Source organism: Acetobacterium malicum subsp. dehalogenans DSM 11527, assembly GCF_000472665.1.
Lineage (GTDB): Bacteria > Bacillota > Clostridia > Eubacteriales > Eubacteriaceae > Acetobacterium > Acetobacterium malicum.
The window spans coordinates 19,531-40,138 of sequence record NZ_AXAC01000018.1 but is presented as its reverse complement, the minus strand read 5'-3'; the positions used below and the strand labels follow the sequence as shown (position 1 = coordinate 40,138).

Sequence of the window (20,608 nt, the reverse complement as noted above, 5' to 3'; positions counted from 1 at the left end):
TTGTCTAATGCTCTTTATATTTATTGGTTGATAACAATTTTGTCAACATAAGATGAGGTGGCAGCGTGCAGGGCGCCGACGTAGTCGCAGCGCAGACTGATGATGTCGCCAACCTGATAGGTGGTTTCGGCGTCGGTAACGTCGATGACCAGATGGTCGGAGCTGGAACCGACAATGGTCAGTCCGGAAACCAGCGGGAAGAGATGGTCGGTGTCAGTGTCCTGACGGCCCAGGCCGCAGATGGCGCGCCGCCGGATCCCCTGGTCCTCAAAGGCGGGGATTTCGCCAAAGGCGTTACGGCCGATTTCGCCCACCGGGTAGGTGGGTTTGTCCTGAAGTTCGAGAATTTCCACATCCAGAATAAAGGCGTCCTGATGGAGGTAATCATAGCAGTGATAATAGGCCGATTCCCGACCAAAGAGGATCACATCCCCCAGCCGGAGGTTGTTGATTTCGGCGGGCAGGGTTTCATTATCGACCAGATAGTAAGCACTGGAATTACCGCCGGAAACGATCTCGCAGGGGAGCTGATATTTTTCTTCGAGGATTGCTTTGACCTTAAAAAAAGCTCCAAAGGTTTGGGGGGTAGGAATGGTGGCCCCGACGCAGGTGGCGTTGGTGGCGATGCCCCGGAGATGGATGTTTTCCATCGTTTTAATTTCGGTAAGATCCTGCTCCAGCTTTGTGAAAGAGGCCGCAATCAGTGATTCGATTTCAGCTTTGGCGGGATTGCCATCGCCAATAAAAAGACCCTCACGAAGATCGCCAAGGTCAAGCATGTAGAGGATGCCGTGGGTTTTGCCCTGGGCTTTGGCGGCCTGGTCTAACAGTCGGATGGTTTTTATTTCGCTGTTTAGTGAGAGGGTGGCATAGGCAACGGTATGATTGACCTCACTGGGCATGGGCACCCGGATCAGCCATTTTTCACAGGCCAGTGGGGCCAGGTTTTTGAGGTTTTTTATCCGGGAATCGCCAATCGAGGTGGCCCCTCCGTCCAGGAAGGCTTGGGCAATTTCCAAGTTGCCGCCAGTACACTTGGTGACCGCGGTGACCTCGACTCCCAGTTTTTTGGTCCGCTTTATAATCGCTCGGGTATTTTCCGATATTTTTTTCTTATTGATTTTAAGTAAGGGATACATAAATGCTCCTTTGCAGTTTTCTGTTCTCCAGTATACCATAAGCGAAAAAAAAGCACAAATCATTGACAGCGGTTCCCCCCTTATTTATAATGAGGGATGAACATCATTAGGAGACAGGAAAAAGTTCGTCCCTTAGCGGGGGAGCGGATTTTTTTTTCGCAACAAGTTGAAGCCGGTGAATCGCATAATGGCGAAAATCCGTTTTAAGATAGATTGTTTAATTAAGATTGTTTACGGGTTTTGTGATAAGACCTAGTATACAGTTATTAGAAAATTCAGAAAGCAAAGCTCACGGCCGTTTCACAAATTTCAGCGTCGAAAAAATAGAAACGAGCAAGCGAGCAAATGGAGGAAATATGTCAACATATGAGCATAAAAAAATAGAAGCACACTGGCAGCAGTATTGGGAGGAAAATGAGACCTTCCGAATGGAAGAAAACTCAAGCAAAGAAAAATTTTACGGGTTGGTCGAATTTCCTTATCCATCTGGCGTGGGTCTCCATGTGGGTCATGTCCGGGCCTATACATCGCTGGAAGTGATCGCCCGAAAACGGCGCATGGAAGGCTTTAATGTCCTCTTTCCGATTGGCTGGGATGCTTTTGGTTTACCCACCGAAAACTACGCCATCCAAACGGGTCGTCATCCCCGGGAAGTGACCGATGAGAACATTGCCGTCTTTACCAATCAGTTAAAACGGATTGGTTATGCCTTTGACTGGGATAAAGAGATCGATACCACCGATCCCAAATACTATAAATGGACCCAATGGATTTTTTTACAATTATTCAAGCATGGCCTGGCCTTTAGAGATCGAACCTATGTCAATTTCTGTAACGGTTGCAAGGTGGTGCTGGCCAACGAAGATTTCCGGGATGGCAAGTGTGACCGCTGTGGCAGTGAAGTAGTTCAAATGGAAAAAGATGTCTGGTTCCTGAAAATCAGAAACTATGCTGAAGAGTTGCTCAAAGGTCTAGATGATGTCGAATATCTGCCCCGGATCCGCCTGGAACAGGAAAACTGGATTGGAAAATCGGTGGGTGCCGAAGTCGACTTTACCATCGCCGGTTACGACAAAGCCCTGCGGGTCTTTACAACCCGACCAGATACCCTATTTGGTGCCACTTTTATGGTTATCGCTCCCGAACATCCGCTGATTAACGACTTGTCGGCGTCAATTACCAATATGGCGGAACTGGTCGATTATCAGGATCAGGCGAAACGCAAAACTGAATTTGAGCGGGTTCAGCTGGCTAAGGATAAAACCGGGGTACGGATTTTAGGCATTCAGGCCATTAATCCGGTGACCAATACCGAAATTCCCATTTTCATCGCTGACTACGTCATGATGGGATATGGTACCGGGGCGATTATGGCGGTTCCCGGCCATGATAACCGGGACTGGGATTTTGCCAAGAAATTTGACTTGCCGATCATTGAAGTGATCAAAGGCGGGGATGTCAGCGAAGCGGCTTATACCAATACCGATTCTGGCGAAATGGTCAACTCCGGCTTTTTAAACGGCATGGAAGTTAAGGATGCGATCCAGAAAACGATTGACTTTCTGGAACAGGAAAAACTGGGCAAACGCACCATTAATTATAAAATGAAGGACTGGGCCTTTAATCGTCAGCGTTATTGGGGTGAACCGATTCCGATTGTTCACTGTCCAAAATGTGGGATGGTGCCGGTACCCGAGGATCAGCTGCCGTTGGAATTGCCAATGGTGGAAAGTTATACCCCCACCGATACCGGCAAATCGCCGCTGGCCAATATCCCCGAGTGGTACGAAACCACCTGTCCCGAGTGTGGCGGTCCGGCCGAACGGGAAACTGATACAATGCCGCAATGGGCTGGCTCCAGCTGGTACTTCTTGCGCTATTTTGATAACAAAAACGACGAAGCCTTTGCCTCGCCGGAAAAACTGAAATACTGGATGCCGGTGGACTGGTACAACGGCGGGATGGAACACGTCACAAGACATTTGCTTTATTCCCGATTCTGGCATCAATTCCTGTTTGATATTGGTTGCGTACCAGTGCGTGAGCCTTACGCCAAACGAACCGCCCAGGGTTTGATTCTTGGCAACGACGGCGAAAAAATGTCGAAATCCAAGGGAAATGTGGTCAACCCCAACGTGATCATTGAGGAATTTGGGGCTGATACCCTGAGAACTTATATTATGTTTATTGGGGACTATGAAAAAGCAGCACCCTGGTCAGATAACGGCGCCAAAGGCTGCCGACGGTTCCTCGATCGGGTCTGGAAACTTCAGGATATGGTCAGCGACGAAGCCGGCTATGGTAAAGCACTGGAATCAATGATTCATAAAACCATTAAAAAAGTCAATGATGATTTTGAAGAAATGAAATACAACACCGCGATTGCCGCGTTAATGACCTTATTAAATGAATTCAACCGGGAAGGTTCAATTACCCGGGATGCCTTTAAGACCTTTTTGCAATTACTCTATCCGGTGGCACCCCATATCAGCTCCGAAATCTGGCAGCAGATGGAGATGGGTGGAACGCTTGATGATGCGGCCTGGCCCCAATATGATGAAGCCAAAACCGTGGACGATGTGATCGAAATGGCTGTTCAGATCAATGGCAAGGTCCGCGGAACGATTACCATTCCAGTTGCTGCCGATAAGGACGAAGCCAAGGCGATTGCCCTGGCTCAGGAAAATATTATGGCCTATACCCAGGGTAAAACCATTGTCAAAGAGATTTATGTCCCGGGAAAAATTTTCAATATCGTGGTAAAATAGCAACGATGAAAGTTATTCACCTCTATACTGATGGCGGTTGCCGTGGTAACGGACAGGAAGGGGAAAATCTGGGTGCCATTGGCGGCGTGCTGATTTATCCCGAGAAAAACGTGACCAAAGAGTACAAGCGGGCTTATGAAAACACCACCAATAACCAGATGGAGTTGTTGGCGGTGATTGAAGGTTTAAAGTTGTTAAAGGAGCCCTGCGAAGTTCATATTTACAGCGATTCGGCCTATGTGGTCAATGCCTATCTGCAGAATTGGATTGGCGGATGGAAGGCCAAGAACTGGACCCGGGGCAAAGCCGGGGCGTTGAAAAACCGGGAAATCTGGATCGAACTGGACCAGCTGGTTAACAGCCACAAGGTGACCTTTCACAAGGTTAAAGGACATGCCGAAAATCCCTATAACAATCAGGCCGATTTATTGGTAAATCAGGCCATGGATGAGTACCGCTTTGCGGAATAGATTAAAAAAATAATAACAGTAAAAAAGACTTAAACCAAAATTTGGTTTAAGTCTTTTTTATTGAGTAGATATATTAGACATAGTTAAAGTCTAAATCAAAATGCCATCAAAAGGCCTTTATCATTGGAATAGTAGGTTGTTAAGCCGTGCATCGGGAAGATGTAGATTTCTTTGAGATCAAACCGTTTCTCCAGCAGATCTTTGAGTGTTTCGGCCTGGCTGAGATTGTTGCAATGGGTAATAACCACCGGAAATTGCGGTTGGGTCTGGACTTTTTCTTCCACCATGTTGGCAAGACCGGACAGTGCTTTTTTTATGCCCCGGGCCTTGGTGACCAGCTGGATTTCACCCTTGTCATCAGATCTGAAAATCGGCATAATCGAGAGTACCGAAGCCACGGCACCAGCCACCCGGTTCATTCGTCCGCTTTTAACCAGGTTGGAAAGATCCTGTAGTAAGAAGCGCAGGTTCAGGGTCTCGAGATAGAGGGCCAGCTTTTCACTGATGGTGTCAAAATCCATATCCCCGGCTTTGATCAGATCGCGCAGTTTCATGACCATTAAAATCATTACCGGTGAGGTTGCGTGGGTATCAAAGAGACTTATTTTCAGGGAATCATTTTCTTCAAGGACCATGTTTCGGGCGACCCGGGCACTGTTGTAGGTGCCGCTTAAGCCCGAAGTCATGGTGATCACATAGCTTTCTTTGTTTTTTCGCAGCTCTGCCGCAAAATCCTCAGGGGAGGGGCAGGAAGAAGAGGTTGCCGTTTTTTCAGCCTTCATAGCGGCAATCAGTTCTTTGGTGTTGAGGGTTTCATCATCTATAAATTCGTGATCGCCGACAATTATTTTTAAAGGAACGAGCGAAAAATCAATTCCGTCCTTTTCCAGAAAATCCTTGGGCAAATCACATGAGCTGTCGCTGATTATTCGTGGTTTCACATTAAATTCCTCTTTTCAATCGTTTATCTTTTAAGATTAAATTCTTACAACTCAGACCAACAGTCACGTTTAATTGATCGATCAATAGTAAACGAATAAGCTTAAAAAGATCTTTCGCTGGGTTAAATGGATTCTGTCAGGTAAGGAATCACATCTGGCATATTCAACTGGTTCAAAACGTCCTGGGTGATCAGGCTGGTTGCATGACCATTGTCGATTCTACCGAGACTATTTTTTATTGAAAACCGTTTGATTTCATTTTCCTTGAGTGCATCGATGGCAAGAATAAGCTCGGTAAAATTATTGGCGACGACGGCAGCACCCTGTCGTTTAAACCAATTGGCATTTTCGCCTTCCTGGCCGGGGGTAGGGTTGTATAAAATCACCGGAATTTTTTTGGTCACCACTTCGCTGAGGGTAATGCCCCCGGGCTTGGTTACCATTAAATCACCGACGGAATAAAATTCATGAATATCTGGAACAAAACCAAAAATCCGGGTATTGGGTAAATCTTCCATTTCAAGCTCCTGCTGGAGACTCTGGTTTTTACCGCAAATGACAATGGTCTGGAGATTATCCATCTGATCGGTGCGGTGACAGATCTCTTTGATGTTTTTAAGAACCCCATAGGTTCCGGCAAAAATAATCAGGATTTTTTTATGGGGATCGAGGTTATATTTACTGATAATGGCACTGCGGTTGCCCCGGGCATAAAATGCATCGCGGATGGGAATTCCGGTTTTTAAGATTTTTCGCAGGGGAATTCCTTCACCGATCAGGGTCTCTTCAACATTTTCACAGGCCACATAGTAGCGGTCGGTATCCTGATGGATCCAGGGTTTGGGGATGCAAAAATCAGTGACGACCGTAAAAAGCTTAATATGCGGGTAGTTTTCTTCTTTAAGGATCGACGAAATTGTATAACCGTAAGTATTGATGATACAGTCCGGTTTAAATTCAGCGACCATTTTTAACAGCGCCTTACTGGTGAAATGCCAGAGATTGTACATAAATTTGTTATGGGCATATTCTTCGACATCGTAATAAACGCGTTCGTAAAAACTGCTGCCAATGGAATAGGAAAGCAGATAGGACTTTTCAATCATCCGGTTGAGGGTAGGATTGGTTTTATCAAACAGATCCTCGACCGAGACAAGATGACCGCGAGCCTCAAAGCTCTCCTTAAGGGTTTGGGCTACCATTTTATGGCCCGACCCGTGGGAGCAGGTTAAGATCAGTATTCGTTTAGGTTCTAACATGGTAATCCGTCCTTTCTCGAGATTTTTGACAAAAATCTCCAAATAACGTATACCATTAGTTTAGTCAGAAATGATTAGATTTCCATTAGAAAACTAATCATCAACCTCAATTCCTAAAATACAGATGTCGTCCGAGGGGGCTTGTTCCCGTTTAAAATCGACGCAGGCATCAATGATGTGGCTGCCGATCAGGTTAATGGGGGAGTCGGCGTTCTTTTTTATGACAGACAGAACCCGTTCCATGGAGAACTCTTCGCGGTCGGGATTTTTGGCATCAATGAGACCGTCGGTAAAGAGAAGCAGTTTATCACCCCTGGAAAAATTGATACGCATATCAAAATAGTGCATCGTTGTCATAAATTGCTGCAGCCCCAGCATCGGCAGGTTCGGTTTTAGCAATTCAATCTTATGACTGGCTTTTAAAAGAACAGCGTCGGGATGACCGGCGTTGGCAAAATATAAAATATCTTCTAGGGGATCAAAGACAAGCGCAATGGCGGTGAAAAAGGTGTTGTCCATTTGCTGGCTGATATCAGACTCAATCTGTTTAAGAACCAGGCTGGGAGACTGATTGATGCGATTGTCTTTCATGGTATAGGAATAGCTGAGTTTAATCATGCTGGTGATCATTGCCGCGTCAATGCCGTGGCCAGTTGCATCGGCGATTAAAAGACTGATTTTGCCATTGTCCATAAAATGAAAATCGTAGAAATCGCCCCCTACTTTACGAAAGGGTCGGAGATAACTATAAAAATGATAGTGATCCGATACAAATGACCCCGGGGACGGAATTATCTTCTTTTGAAGGTTCTGGGCGAATTCTAATTGTTTATCAAAAAGTGACACAAGGGATTCATAATGATCTGAGTTATTCAAACGGTGACCTCCGTTAGATTCAATTTTATTTATTATAGCATATTATTTTTGAAATGTTATGCTGATTTCTTTAAAAATGATTGAAATTATTGATACTTACCCTTATAATGAACTTATCAATATGAAATGAGGTGTCTAAAATGATTGAATTTGTATACGGTTCAAAAGGAAGCGGCAAAACAAAAAAAATGATTGACATGGCAAACACTGAGCTGGAGACCTGCGAAGGGGATATCATTTTTCTTAACGACAGAGACAAATATCGAGTAAAAGTAGATACTAAAATCAGATTCACAAACCTGGAGGAGTTTGGCATCGTCGGATCAGATCAACTTTTTGGCTTTATTAGCGGGGTCATCGCAGAGAATTATGATGTTAAAATTGTTTTTATTGATAATACACTGAGACTGATTGATTATCAGTCACCAGCAGACATTTGCAAAATTGTCGAAAAAATCCAACAGATTAACGAAAAACATGATATAAAATTCGTTCTCAGTTTAAGCTGTGAAAAAGAAGAATTGCCGGAATGTGTTACTAAATTAATATAAATGTTTCAGACGAACCTGATTAGCAATAAAAAGGTTCGTCTGTTTAATCTTATTAAGGAAATTTAAAACCAATGATAGAAAAGCTGTATAATATTTATTCGGTCTGGCTAAGAGAACGGTACGGAGAAAAAGTTTATAAGATTCCGGTTAATATTCCGGTGACCTGTCCTAACCGTGATGGCACCAAAGGGACCGGAGGTTGTGTCTATTGTGGGGCCAAAGGTGGGGGGAACGAAACCCTGTCCGACCAGCTATCCGTAACGGAGCAAATCGAGCGAAATACCGCGTATATCGGAAAACGCTATCATGCAAAAAAGTTTATTCCTTATTTCCAGAGTTTTTCAAACACCTACTGTGAATTCTCAGACTTTCAAAAATGGGTCCGGGAGGCTATTCGACCGGATGTAGTAGAGATTTCTATTTCAACCCGCCCGGATTGTATCACCGACGAGCAGCTGAAATTTCTGGAAACAATCAAAACTGAACAGGCCATCGATGTGACCATCGAATTGGGCTTGCAGAGCGTCAATCAAGAAACCCTGAAAACTATAAAACGGGGCCATACCCTGGCTGAGTATGAACAGGCCATTGATCGGATCAAAGCAGCGGGTCTGTTAAGCTGCACCCATATGATTTTAGATTTACCCTGGGACCGCGAAGAAGACGTTATCAACGGAGCTGAGCTACTATCCCGCAAGGGCACCAATTTTGTAAAATGCCACAGTTTATACATTGAAAAAGGTACTGTTTTAAAACAGTGGTATGATGAAAAAAAACTGACCCTTTTCACAAAGGATGACTATATCGCTCGGGCGATCTTATTTCTGGAGCATTTAGATCCGGAAATTGTTGTTCAGCGACTGATTGGCCGGGTTCCCAAAGAGGACTCTGTCATTACCAACTGGAATACCAGCTGGTGGAAAATTAAAGACGAGCTCGAAGCTCAAATGAAGCGGGAAAATAATTACCAGGGAAGAAAATTCACTGGGATGAATAATAAGAGGTAAAGTCCTTGGGAACTAAATATTGGCAAGAATTTCTCATCCCTTATCATCAGGCAGTGGATGAGATCGTTTTAAAATTTACGAGCTTAAAAGAACAATACGAAAAAATCGGCGAATACTCACCGATTGAGTCGGTGTACGGCCGGGTTAAGAGTGTCGCCAGCATTCTGGAAAAAATACATAACTATGGCGTTGATATTGAATCTCTGGAAGAGACCATTCAGGATATCGCCGGGATTCGGATTATGTGCCAGTTTGAAGATGATATCTACGAAGTCGTTGAGCTGATTAGAAAAAGAAGCAATTGTGATATGGAAGTCGTGAAGGTTAAAGATTATCTTAGTGAAGCGAAGGCCAGTGGCTATAAAAGCTATCATCTGATTATCCGTTACCCGGTTTTTTGTGTGTCCGGAAATCAGTCCATTCTCGTAGAAATTCAGATCCGCACCCTGGCCATGAACTTCTGGTCGATCATTGAGCATTCCTTAAATTATAAGTACAAGGAAAACATTCCTGAAGCGATCAAAACGAGGCTGATCAATGCGGCCAATGCGGTAAATGATGTGGATCGAGAAATGTCATCGATCCGGGAGGAGATCCAAAGTGCTCAGCGGCTGTTTGGTCTCAAATCCAGTTTGGTTACCAGTATTCTTGACAATATTGGCCATTTGTACAAACTGAACCATGGTGATAAGGCCTCCCACTATGAAAAGATCTTTGACGATCTTTTTGCCCAGGAAGATATTATTCAGTTGATCTTGTTACGAAAAGAACTGGAATCCGAAGTGAATAAGATAGAGTCTGAGGTTTAAGAAATAAAAAACATGTTTGTGAAAAAAGAACAATATGTTATAATAACAAATTGTAAATGATATAAAAATCAAGGAGGTTGTCGATGTCTGGACATTCAAAATGGTCGACTATTAAACACAAAAAAGGAAAAGCAGATGCGAAACGTGGTCAAATCTTTACCAAGTTAGCAAAGTATATTGCGGTTGCATCCCGGGAGGGCGGCAGCGATCCGGAAATGAATGCAAAACTGAAAGAAGCCATCGTCAAAGCAAAGGCTGCAAATATGCCCAATGAAAACATTGATCGGGCTGTTAAAAAAGGTGCCGGCGAGTTACAGGGCAGCGTTTATGAAGAAATTACCTATGAAGGATACGGACCAGGTGGGGTTGCGGTGATTATTGAAACCCTGACTGATAATAAAAACCGGACTGCTGGCGATGTCCGTCACGCTTTAGATAAAAATGGCGGAAATCTGGGCACCAGTGGTTGTGTAGGATTCCTGTTTACCAAAAAAGGTCAGATTATGATCGAAAAAACGGATGACATTGATGAAGAAGCCCTGATGATGCTAGCCCTGGATGCCGGTGCGGAAGATATTGAAACCGCCGATGAAGGCTACGAAATCAGTACCGAACCGGCCGATTTTGGGCAGGTCTGTGATGTCCTGAAAAAAGAAGGTTACGAATTGGCCTCAGCCGAAATCGCAATGATCCCGGCCACCGAAGTTGAACTGACAGATGCCACCGAAATCAAAAAAATGTTGAAAATGATTGATATGTTTGATGACAACGAAGATGTTCAGGCAGTTTGGCACAACTGGACAGGTGAGGATGATGAATAAGCAAACTCCCTTCAAACGATTTAAAGATGTAATTCTTTATATTGTTTTTACACTTTTTCTGATTTTTTTAACCTCATCTTTTGTGATCGAGGATGTCTATTCGGCAGCTGATCAGCTTTCGATGGAAGAACACGGAATATCTGATGTTTATTCCATTGCCGTTGGCATGGAACCGGCAAACCTGACCATCAATGCCGATACAACCGATGAAGATCAGAAAACCACTGAAATCAAAACGGATGATGGCACCACCATCGTGATTACCGAGTATGCCTTGGGTGACACCAATGATGAGATCCTGGAATATCAGCAGATTTTATATTCACTGGGATTCCTGATCAGTCAGCCCTCTAATCAAATCACGGAAGAGGTACAAACAGCCATCAAAACCTACCAGGCGATGAAGGGTCTGGAACAATCCGGTAAACTGGATCGTTCTACTATAATTTCATTGGTCGCTGAAGATATCAAATTTGAAAAAGGTGACAGCGGTAAGGTGCTGCAAACCTACCAGCAAATTTTAGTGGCCCAGAAATATCTGGCCGCCGAAGCAGCCACCGGTACTTTTGACGATGCCACCGAAACGGCGGTCAAGGCCTTCCAAAAAGCCAACGGTCTGACCGAAACCGGAAAAATGGATGCTAAAACCATTAAAGCGCTGGACGCATTAAGATAAAATTAAATACCAACCTGGAGCCGCCAATTATTTGGCGGCTTTCTTGTTCTTATGGTTTACAAAAGTTTTCTATTTGATATAATGACAATTGATCATAAGATTATTTTCACACATGGGAAAAGAGGAAAGAAATGAAAGTAGTAACACCAAAAGAAATGGCCGTTATGGATCGCCATACCGTAGCTGCCGGGACACCCAGTATTGAACTGATGGAACGAGCCGGCCATGCTTGTGCCGATATTATAAAGGAAGATCTCGACGAAGATGCCCAGATTATCATTCTCTGCGGACCGGGTAATAATGGCGGTGATGGGCTGGTTATCGGCCGATCCTTGATCGAAGATGGTTATACCGTCCATCTTTTTTTAACCGCAGAAGAAACACAGTTATCCGAGGATAATCGAATCAGTCTGAAGCGACTGGAAGAAAAAAACATCCCCATTCGCGCCCTACAGAAAGATGCTGATCTAGAGGATCTGAGTCTGATCATGAAACGGGCCACCCATATTGTCGACGCCATCTTTGGCACCGGTCTGGTGGATAAAGAGATACCGGAAATTTACAATCAAATCTTTAATCTGGTGAATGATTTTGAAAATGAAAAAATAGCCATCGACATCCCCTCCGGGCTACGGGGCGATATTGGCCTCAATATCGGCAATGCAATCTTTGCTGACAAAACCATTGTTATTCAGAACTATAAAACTGGTTGTTTGTTAAATGATGGCCCGGATTACACTGGTGATACCGTTCTGATTGATATCGGGGTTGATGAAAACAGTATTCCCAACGAGAAACATTATACCCAGGAAAGTGATCTGAAGTTTCCCCAGAAACGAAAAAAGAATACTCATAAATATGATTACGGTTCCGTGGTGGTGATCGCCGGCTCCAAGGGTATGAGCGGGGCCGGGATCCTATCGATTGAAGGGGCGTTAAAAAGCGGCGGCGGGTTGGTGACCTGCTATGTCCCCCAGGATATTTATATCCCGGTGGTGGCCCGGGCCCCAGCAGAGGCTTTAATTAAAACCTATGACTGCAATATTACCTCAGATGATATTAAATACGACCGCAAAAAGGTGATTTTAATCGGACCGGGCATTGGCCGGGCTAAGAATTACAGCTTTATTCTGGAGCATTTACTGGAAGGCAGCCTGCCAGTAGTTATTGACGCCGATGGCATCCATCATCTGGCGGTGGTGGTAGACTCCTTAAAAGAATCGAAAACTCCGGTGGTTATCACCCCACATTTTGCCGAGTTTTCCAAGCTCATCGATGTGCCCCGGGAAGATATCTTAAAAGATCCGATTGGCTATGGTCAGAAGTTTGCCATAGAATATCAGGTGGTGGTGGTTTTAAAAGGTTATCGGACTATGGTATTTGGAACCAATGGCGAAATCTGGTTTAATTCCACCGGCAATCCGGGCATGGCCACCGGCGGCAGCGGCGATGTTCTGGCCGGGATGATCGCCGGCATCGCCGGACAAAATGTCGACCTGTTTGAAGCCGCCCGGGCCGGTGTATTTTATCATGGCAAGGCCGGGGATTATTATGCCGCGAACTTTGGCCAGAGTACCCTGACCGCCCACAGCATCATTGAATCCTTAAAATATGTTTTAAAATAAGCGCTCAACGACGAAAATCCCGGAATAACCGGGATTTTTTTCTCTTTGTTTGGTGATTTGATGATTTTAGGGTATAATGATCGGATAGACTATTTCACTCAAATTTAGCGGGTTGGCTTGATCAGCAAGAATCAAGTCAGGCGTTGGCGATGCCGATTGCCAGGCGCAGCGATTAATACATAGAGTGAATCGAATCAGACCAGATTAATCCAGAAAGGTAATAACTTTGTGACAAATATATTAGTAAGAAAACTGATTAAAAATTATGAAAATACCGGGAATTCCCGGGTTCGCGAGAACTACGGAAAACTGGCCAGCATCATGGGGATTGGGTCAAATCTGCTGTTGTTCGTGATCAAAATAACTGTGGGTCTGCTGTTTAACAGCATTTCGATCACCGCCGATGCGGTCAACAATCTGTCCGATTCGGGCTCGTCACTGGTAACCCTGCTGGGCTTTAAACTGTCCGGCAAACCGGCGGATGCCGATCACCCCTTTGGACACCAGCGGATGGAGTACATTTCCGGCTTGGTCGTTTCGTTTATTATTCTGTTTCTGGGGTTGCAGCTGATTCAGAGTTCCTTTGATAAGATTCTGCATCCGGAACTGCCTCAGTTCAGCATCATCAGCGTGGTCGTTTTGATCGTGGCGATTCTAATCAAGTTGTGGCAATGTTTGTTTTATCGGAAAATTGGAAAAACCATCAATTCGCTGACTCTGTTGGCCACTGCCATTGACAGCCGGAACGATATCATGGCGACCTCAGCTGTACTGGTAGCCACGATTGTCACTTATTTGACCGGTTTTGATCTGGATGGCTACATGGGGGTGGTGGTGGCAGTCTTTATCATCATCAGCGGCATCAATCTGGTCCGGGAAACCATCAGTCCCTTATTGGGAACAGCCCCGTCAAATGAACTGGTCGATCAGATTTATAAAAAAATCCTCGGCTATGAGCACATCATCGGGCTTCATGATCTGATGATTCATAATTACGGAGAAAGTAAAATTTATGCCTCCGTACACTGCGAGGTTCCGGCAGAGCTGGATGTACTAATCAGTCACAGCGTCATCGACAAAATTGAGCGGGACTTTCTAAAAGACATGAACATCCATCTGATTATTCATCTGGATCCGGTTATCACCAACGACGAAAAAACCAATGATCTAAAAGAACAGGTGGAACAGACCATTGCCAGGATTTCACCGGACATTCACATCCACGATTTTCGGGTGGTGTGGGGATATAACCATTCCAATCTGATTTTTGATGTGGTGGTGCCCTTTGATGTGGAGTGGAGCGATGAGGAACTGAGCATTATGATAGCCAATGAAATTTACAAAATAAATCCGGCCTATCACGCCGTTATTACCGTCGATTACAACCACTATGTCCCCAATGAGGATGAGTTTTGTGTTTAGTATCGTTAACAAAAATACAATAATTTAATATTTTAGTCAAATCTTAGGAGAATCAAAATAGCATGAGCAAGAAAAAACCTGCAAAACGAATTATCAACAACGCATCCCGAAGCTTTCGAATTTTCACATTCGGATGCCAGATGAACGAAAACGACTCAGAAAAAATATCCGGGATGTTAAAAGCCCTGGGTTATGTCGAAGAAATGGACGTCAACAAAGCCGGTCTGGTCATTCTCAACACCTGCTCGGTCCGGGAAAATGCCGATGAACGGGTCTTTGGTAATATCGGCGCCTATAAAACCGTTAAGAAAACCAATCCCGATTTAATTCTGGCCGTCTGTGGTTGTATGATGCAGCAGCCGGAAATCGTCAATCAGATTGTCAGCAAATATCCTCAGGTGGATCTGGTTTTTGGGACCCATAATCTCCACCAGTTTCCAGAGCTGCTTAATAACTACATGGTCAACGGCAAACGGTTGGTGGAAGTCTGGGATGATTCCGACACCATTGTCGAAGATCTGCCGGTGGACCGGAAATATCCTTTCAAGGGCTTTGTGACGATTATGAATGGCTGCAACAATTTCTGCACCTATTGTATTGTGCCCTACACCCGGGGTCGGGAAGTCAGCCGTCAGCCCGATAAGATTGTTGCCGAGGTTAAGGCCCTGGTCGCCGATGGCTGCGTGGAGGTGACGCTGTTAGGCCAAAATGTCAATTCCTACGGTAATGATCTCGACGAAACGGTGAATTTCGCGGCACTGCTGCGAGAACTCAATACCATCGAAAACCTTAAACGGATCCGCTTTATGACCTCCCATCCTAAAGATCTCAGCGATGCGGTCATCGATGCGATTGCCGCCTGCGACAAGGTCTGCAACTATATTCATCTGCCGATCCAATCCGGCAGCACCCGGGTTTTAAAAGCGATGAACCGGAAATACACCCAGGAAGATATTCTTGATCGGGTCAGGGCCGTCCGGGAAAAAATCCCCGGCGTCGCGATCACTACCGATCTGATTGTCGGTTTTCCCGGCGAAACCGAAGCAGACTTTTTGGAAACCCTCAAAGTCATTGAACTGTGCCAATTTGATTCGGCCTTTACCTTTTTATATTCGATTCGTACCGGCACTCCGGCCGCCACCATGGCCGACCAGATTGCTGATGAGGTCAAACACGACCGAATTAACCGTTGTCTGGAAGTGCTGCATAGAATCAGTCATGATATCAATCAAACCTATCAAGGTCAGGTGGTGGAAGTGCTGGTTGAAGAACCCAGCCGCAACAACCCCGCGCGGATGACTGGCCGAACCCGGACCAGCAAGCTGGTCAATTTTCCCGGCGATCCGGCAGATATCGGCACCCAGGTGATGGTTAAGATCACCGCCGCCAAAACCTTTAGTCTGGATGGCGAAAAAATCGAACAGGAGGACACCCATGGCGCAGCTGACACCCATGATGACCCAATACCTGCAAATTCATGAGGAGGTTCCCGATGCCCTCCTTTTCTTTCGTATGGGCGACTTTTATGAAATGTTTTTTGATGATGCCCTGACGGCCTCCCGTGAGCTGGAAATAGCCCTGACCGGCCGCGATTGCGGGCTGGAAGAACGGGCGCCGATGTGCGGGGTACCCCATCATGCGGCTCAGAATTACATCACCCGTCTGGTTGAAAAAGGCTACAAGGTCGCCATCTGTGAGCAGATGGAAGACCCTAAAGAAGCCAAAGGGATTGTCCGCCGGGAAATTATCCGGGTTATTTCACCAGGCACCATTTCTGAAGGCAAATTACTGGAATCAAAGAAAAACAATTACCTGATGGCGCTGTTTCTGGAAAATAATACCCTCGGTCTGGCCAGTCTGGACGTTTCCACCGGGGATTTTTATGTTACCCAGATCGCGGCCAAGACCCGGGAACAATGGCTGTCCCAGCTATCCGATGAAATCGGGCGGTTACTGCCGGCCGAGGTAATCCTCAATCCGGCACTGTTTAGGGATAGCCAGGCTCTGGCACTGATTGAAAACAGTTTTGGAATTCTGGCCAGTCTTTATCCGGAAAAATACTTTTCGGTTAAAAACGGTAGCAAGCGGATCACCGATCAGTTTCAGGTCTTTGCCCTCGGCGCCCTGGATTTGGAGCGTCGGGATCATGCCATCGCCGCCGCCGGGGCGCTGCTGCTCTATCTGGATGAAACCCAGAAACGGGCCCTGACCCATATTAAGACGATCCGCTATTATAACAGCAAGGACTATATGGTCCTGGATTTATCGACCCGGCGCAATCTGGAGCTGACCCAGACCCTCAGAACCCTGGAAAAAAAGGGCAGCCTGCTGGGCGTGCTGGACAAAACCATCACCGCCATGGGCGGACGAACCCTGCGCCGTTGGGTGGAGGCACCGCTGTTAAATCGTGATGCGATCTTGGAACGACAAGGGGGCGTCTCGGCTTTTTACAGCAACGCCGCTCATCTGCCGGCGTTTAAAACGATCATGACCAAGGTTTATGATCTGGAACGGCTCTGTGGTAAACTGGCCTTTGGGACCATTAATCCCCGGGATTTACTGGCGCTGAAACAATCGCTGGGGGCGCTGCCGCTGATTCAGGATTTTGTGGCGTTGTTGGGTTCGGAAAAACTGCGTAGTTTGTTTGATCACGATGAATTACTCACCGATGTCTGGGAGCAGATTGACAAGTCCATCGACGAGCAGGCGCCGATTGTATTAAAAGACGGCCATGTGATCAAAACTGGCTACCATCAGGAAATCGACGAATTTCGGGAAGCGGCCGAAAAAGGCCAGGACTGGATCCGTGATCTGGAATGCCGGGAGCGCGAACGCACCGGCATTAAAAACCTGAAAGTGAAATATAATCGCATTTTTGGGTATTTTATTGAGGTAACCAAAAGTAACTTTGACCAGGTCCCGGAAGACTATATCCGCAAACAGACCCTGGCCAATGCCGAGCGCTATTTTACCCCGGAACTGAAGGAAATGGAAAGCAAGATTCTCGGGGCCCAGGAGGGCTTGCTCCGTTGTGAAACTCAGGTGTTTCAGGAAATCCGTGACGGTTTGCTGGCTGAAATCCCGCGCATTCAGCAGAAAGCCCGGGAAGTAGCCGAGCTTGACGCCATTTATGCGTTGGCCACCGTGGCCCTGCAAAATCGCTACATCTGTCCGGAAATTACGGAAGATAATACCCTGATGATCCAAAATGGCCGTCATCCAGTGGTGGAGGACATGATTGGTACCAACCATTTTATCGGCAACGACTGTTTGCTCAATCAGGATGACCAGCGGATGCTGATCATCACCGGGCCCAATATGGCCGGTAAGTCGACCTTTATCCGACAGGTGGCGATTATTACCCTGATGGCCCAGATCGGCTCCTTTGTCCCGGCGGATGCCGCGGCCATTGGGGTGGTCGATCGGATTTTCACCCGGGTCGGGGCCAGTGACGATCTGGCCAGTGGTCAGAGTACCTTTATGGTGGAAATGACTGAGGTGGCTAATATTTTAAAAAATGCCACCAGCCGCAGTCTGGTGATTCTGGACGAAATCGGCCGGGGGACTTCCACCTTTGACGGCATCAGTATTGCCTGGGCAGTGGTGGAATATCTCCATAACGAAGACAGTATCGGGGCCAAAACCCTGTTTGCCACCCATTACCATGAGTTGACCGAACTGGAGACTCTAAAATCAGGAATCAAAAATTTCAGCATCCGGCTCAAAGAGACCCCCGACGGGGTGATCTTTCTGCGAAAGATCATTCCCGGTCCAGCTGACCAGAGCTACGGCATCGAAGTGGCCAAGCTGGCCGGTTTTCCGGCTGGGGTGACCCGGCGGGCTCAGGAAATTCTCGGCCATCTGGAATCTGGCGAAGATACCTACCGGCAGGAGTTGCTGGTGGCAGAACCGACTGTTCTATCTGGTGGCAAAGGTGCTCAACTGAACTTTTTTGATGTTGCTAAAGCCATGACTGCCGAGGAAGAAGCTGCTCTCGGCGTGATCCGGGAAATGAATATAAACGAAATGAGTCCCATCGAAGTTATGAATGAAATCGACCAATTGCGTAAAAAACTAAATGATCGGAGAAAATATGAAAACTAAAGAATTAAAACGAATTGTCAAGCGTTTAATGAATGACAAAAAGTATAAAAATATGACCTTTGATCAATTATCAGACTTTATCGGACTGTCAAAAAAGAAAGACCGGCAGATGCTGTCTCATGTACTCAAAGAGCTGGAAATAAAAGCCAGAGTAGCAAAAGATCAAAATGGCGGGTACCAAAAAACCGATGATTCACCTAAAATCGTGGGGGTCCTGCGCGGTAACCAGCGGGGCTTCGGCTTTGTCATTCCTGACTATACGATTTTTTCCGAAGACGTCTTTATTCCCGAAAAGTACCTCCATGGCGCCCTCGATATGGATACGGTGTGGGTCCGCTTAACGTCCAAGCCCGGTGAAAAAAGACCGGAAGGGGAAGTGGTGGAAATCATTGACCGGGGTCATAAAAAAATCATCGGCCGATATGAAAAAGGCAAGGGCTTCGGCTTTGTGGTACCCGATAATGATCGGCTCTGTAAGGATATTTTTATTCCCGAACGACACGGCAAGAAGGCTGTTAATGGTGATAAAGTGGTTACCCGGATTGTCTCCTGGTCGGATAAAGGAAAAAACCCGGAAGGGGAAATTCTAGAAATTCTGGGCAACGAGGATGAACCGGGCATCGATATTCTTTCAGTCTTAAAAGAATATGATATTCCCATGGATTTCGCCCATGAAGTCGAACGGGAAACCAATCAATTAAGCGACCGGATCAGCCCTGAAGAACTGGCAAAACGGAAGGATCTTCGGGACGAACAGATCTTTACCATCGATGGGGATGACGCCAAGGATTATGATGACGCCGTCTCGATCCATAAAAAGAAAAACGGAAACTTCGGGTTGGGGGTTCATATTGCCGATGTCAGCCATTATGTCCGTCAAGGCAGTGAGATTGATGTGTCTGCCCTGGATCGGGGGACTAGCGTTTATGTGGTGGATCGGGTGGTACCGATGTTACCCTTCAAGCTTTCCAATGACGTCTGCAGTCTGGTGCCTAATAAAGATCGGCTGACCTTCAGTTGCGAAATGGAAATCGATAAAAATGGCCAGGTGGTGGATTATGATATCTTCAAATCGGTGATCTGTTCCAAGGCACGAATGACTTATAAAAAAGTTGATGCCTTACTGGAAGACCGGATCGACAAAGCCGCGGACCTCAAACCATTTCGTACCGATCTGGTGCTGATGGAGGAACTCCATGAAATCCTGCGGGTCAAACGCCGGTTAAACCGGGGTGCCATCAATTTCGATTTTCCCGAAGCCAAGATTTTATTGGATCAACAGGGGTTTCCTGAGGAGATTGTCATTGACGAACGGTTAATCTCCCACCGCATCATCGAAGAATTTATGCTGGTCTGTAATGAAACCATCGCCGAGCATGTTTCCAAACTGGATGCGCCCTTCATTTTCCGGAATCATCCCGAACCCCATCCCGAAAAGCTGGCGGCCTTCCGCACATTTATCAATCGCTACGGCTTTAAACTGGGGAAAAACGATGATCTGGTACCATCCGGACACGACTTTCAGCAACTGGTAACCGATATTGCCGGCAAAAATGAAGAGCGGGTGATTACCCTGCTGATGCTGCGAACGATGCAGCAGGCTGTTTACGAAGGCCATAATCTCGGTCACTATGCCCTGGGTGCAAGCTTTTATACCCACTTTACCTCACCGATCCGCCGTTACCCGGATCTCTTTGTCCACCGCTATCTGGCCAAGGCGATTACCGGTAAAATCAATAAAAAGTCTCTGGATTATCTGGAGGCGAATATCGAAGCGGTAGCCAAACATGCCTCCGAAACTGAGCGGCGCGCTGAAAACATTGAGCGGGAAATCACCAAGCTCAAGATGACTGAGTACATGACCCGCCATATTGGTGAAGAATTTACCGGTCGGATCAGCGGCGTCACTTCCTTTGGCTTCTTTGTCGAACTGGAAAACACCATTGAAGGCCTGGTGCGGCTTCAGGATTTAAAGGATGATTTTTATAACTATGATCCTGATCTGCATCAACATATTGGCGAACATCGGGGCAAAATATTCAGACTGGGCCAGGAAATCAGAATAAAAGTGGCAAAAGCCGACGTGAGTTCCAAACAGATCGATTTTGAACCTATTGAATAATTAAGAAAACTGTGTTAT

General features: G+C 46.1%; 16 protein-coding genes. 12 read left to right on the top strand and 4 right to left on the bottom strand.

All coding sequences use genetic code 11. The features are described 5' to 3' along the window. Window positions 1-20 precede the first annotated feature (20 nt). On the bottom strand, window positions 21-1,139 hold the full coding sequence (locus A3KS_RS0108585; protein ID WP_026394583.1) for an alanine/ornithine racemase family PLP-dependent enzyme: 1,119 nt from the start codon (window positions 1,137-1,139) through the stop codon (window positions 21-23). 356 nt (window positions 1,140-1,495) lie between these two features. Here A3KS_RS0108585 and leuS point away from each other — a divergent pair, with 356 nt between their 5' ends. Both leuS and A3KS_RS0108575 read left to right on the top strand, forming a co-directional pair. Next, window positions 1,496-3,907: a leucine--tRNA ligase gene (leuS, locus tag A3KS_RS0108580; RefSeq protein ID WP_026394582.1), complete on the top strand. Its 2,412-nt coding sequence runs from the start codon at window positions 1,496-1,498 to the stop codon at window positions 3,905-3,907. Between the two features lie 5 nt (window positions 3,908-3,912). Beyond that, on the top strand, window positions 3,913-4,377 hold the full coding sequence (locus A3KS_RS0108575) for an RNase H family protein (protein WP_026394581.1): 465 nt from the start codon (window positions 3,913-3,915) through the stop codon (window positions 4,375-4,377). Between the two features lie 95 nt (window positions 4,378-4,472). On the opposite strand, the gene A3KS_RS0108570 is transcribed toward A3KS_RS0108575, so the two are convergent. From A3KS_RS0108570 to A3KS_RS0108560, 3 genes are all read right to left on the bottom strand, one after another. Beyond that, on the bottom strand, window positions 4,473-5,318 hold the full coding sequence (locus A3KS_RS0108570) for a DegV family protein (RefSeq protein WP_026394580.1): 846 nt from the start codon (window positions 5,316-5,318) through the stop codon (window positions 4,473-4,475). Window positions 5,319-5,440: 122 nt separating this feature from the next. Next, window positions 5,441-6,577, bottom strand: a complete 1,137-nt coding sequence (locus tag A3KS_RS0108565) for an MGDG synthase family glycosyltransferase (RefSeq protein ID WP_026394579.1) — start codon at window positions 6,575-6,577, stop codon at window positions 5,441-5,443. 93 nt (window positions 6,578-6,670) lie between these two features. Further along, window positions 6,671-7,453: a PP2C family protein-serine/threonine phosphatase gene (locus A3KS_RS0108560; RefSeq protein ID WP_026394578.1), complete on the bottom strand. Its 783-nt coding sequence runs from the start codon at window positions 7,451-7,453 to the stop codon at window positions 6,671-6,673. A gap of 140 nt (window positions 7,454-7,593) precedes the next feature. On the opposite strand from A3KS_RS0108560, the gene A3KS_RS0108555 reads away from it, so the two are divergent. The 10 genes from A3KS_RS0108555 (at window position 7,594) to rnr (ending at window position 20,590) form a co-directional block, all read left to right on the top strand. Next, window positions 7,594-8,004, top strand: coding sequence for a hypothetical protein (locus A3KS_RS0108555; protein WP_026394577.1), 411 nt, complete (start codon window positions 7,594-7,596; stop codon window positions 8,002-8,004). Between the two features lie 71 nt (window positions 8,005-8,075). Next, window positions 8,076-9,011: a tRNA modification radical SAM protein MnmL/YtqA gene (gene mnmL, locus A3KS_RS0108550; RefSeq protein ID WP_026394576.1), complete on the top strand. Its 936-nt coding sequence runs from the start codon at window positions 8,076-8,078 to the stop codon at window positions 9,009-9,011. Window positions 9,012-9,016: 5 nt separating this feature from the next. Then, window positions 9,017-9,820, top strand: a complete 804-nt coding sequence (locus A3KS_RS0108545) for a GTP pyrophosphokinase (RefSeq protein WP_026394575.1) — start codon at window positions 9,017-9,019, stop codon at window positions 9,818-9,820. 83 nt (window positions 9,821-9,903) lie between these two features. Continuing rightward, the gene (locus tag A3KS_RS0108540) at window positions 9,904-10,641 is read left to right on the top strand and encodes a YebC/PmpR family DNA-binding transcriptional regulator (RefSeq protein WP_026394574.1); all 738 of its coding nucleotides are present in this window, start codon (window positions 9,904-9,906) and stop codon (window positions 10,639-10,641) included. Further along, window positions 10,634-11,317: a peptidoglycan-binding domain-containing protein gene (locus tag A3KS_RS0108535; protein ID WP_026394573.1), complete on the top strand. Its 684-nt coding sequence runs from the start codon at window positions 10,634-10,636 to the stop codon at window positions 11,315-11,317. The genes A3KS_RS0108540 and A3KS_RS0108535 overlap by 8 nt, the downstream gene beginning before the upstream one ends. A 131-nt stretch (window positions 11,318-11,448) precedes the next feature. Continuing rightward, complete coding sequence (locus A3KS_RS0108530) at window positions 11,449-12,942, top strand: bifunctional ADP-dependent NAD(P)H-hydrate dehydratase/NAD(P)H-hydrate epimerase (RefSeq protein WP_026394572.1); 1,494 nt, start codon at window positions 11,449-11,451, stop codon at window positions 12,940-12,942. Between the two features lie 228 nt (window positions 12,943-13,170). Further along, the gene (locus tag A3KS_RS0108525; protein WP_026394571.1) at window positions 13,171-14,364 is read left to right on the top strand and encodes a cation diffusion facilitator family transporter; all 1,194 of its coding nucleotides are present in this window, start codon (window positions 13,171-13,173) and stop codon (window positions 14,362-14,364) included. A 62-nt stretch (window positions 14,365-14,426) separates the two neighbouring features. Next, window positions 14,427-15,845: a tRNA (N6-isopentenyl adenosine(37)-C2)-methylthiotransferase MiaB gene (gene miaB, locus A3KS_RS0108520; protein ID WP_026394570.1), complete on the top strand. Its 1,419-nt coding sequence runs from the start codon at window positions 14,427-14,429 to the stop codon at window positions 15,843-15,845. After that, entirely contained in the window at window positions 15,799-18,468 is a 2,670-nt protein-coding gene (gene mutS, locus A3KS_RS0108515; protein WP_026394569.1) for a DNA mismatch repair protein MutS, read from the top strand. The genes miaB and mutS overlap by 47 nt, the downstream gene beginning before the upstream one ends. Beyond that, a complete protein-coding gene (gene rnr / locus A3KS_RS0108510) occupies window positions 18,458-20,590 on the top strand; it encodes a ribonuclease R (protein ID WP_026394568.1) in 2,133 nt (710 codons plus the stop codon). Before mutS ends, rnr begins: the two co-directional genes overlap by 11 nt. Window positions 20,591-20,608 lie beyond the last annotated feature (18 nt).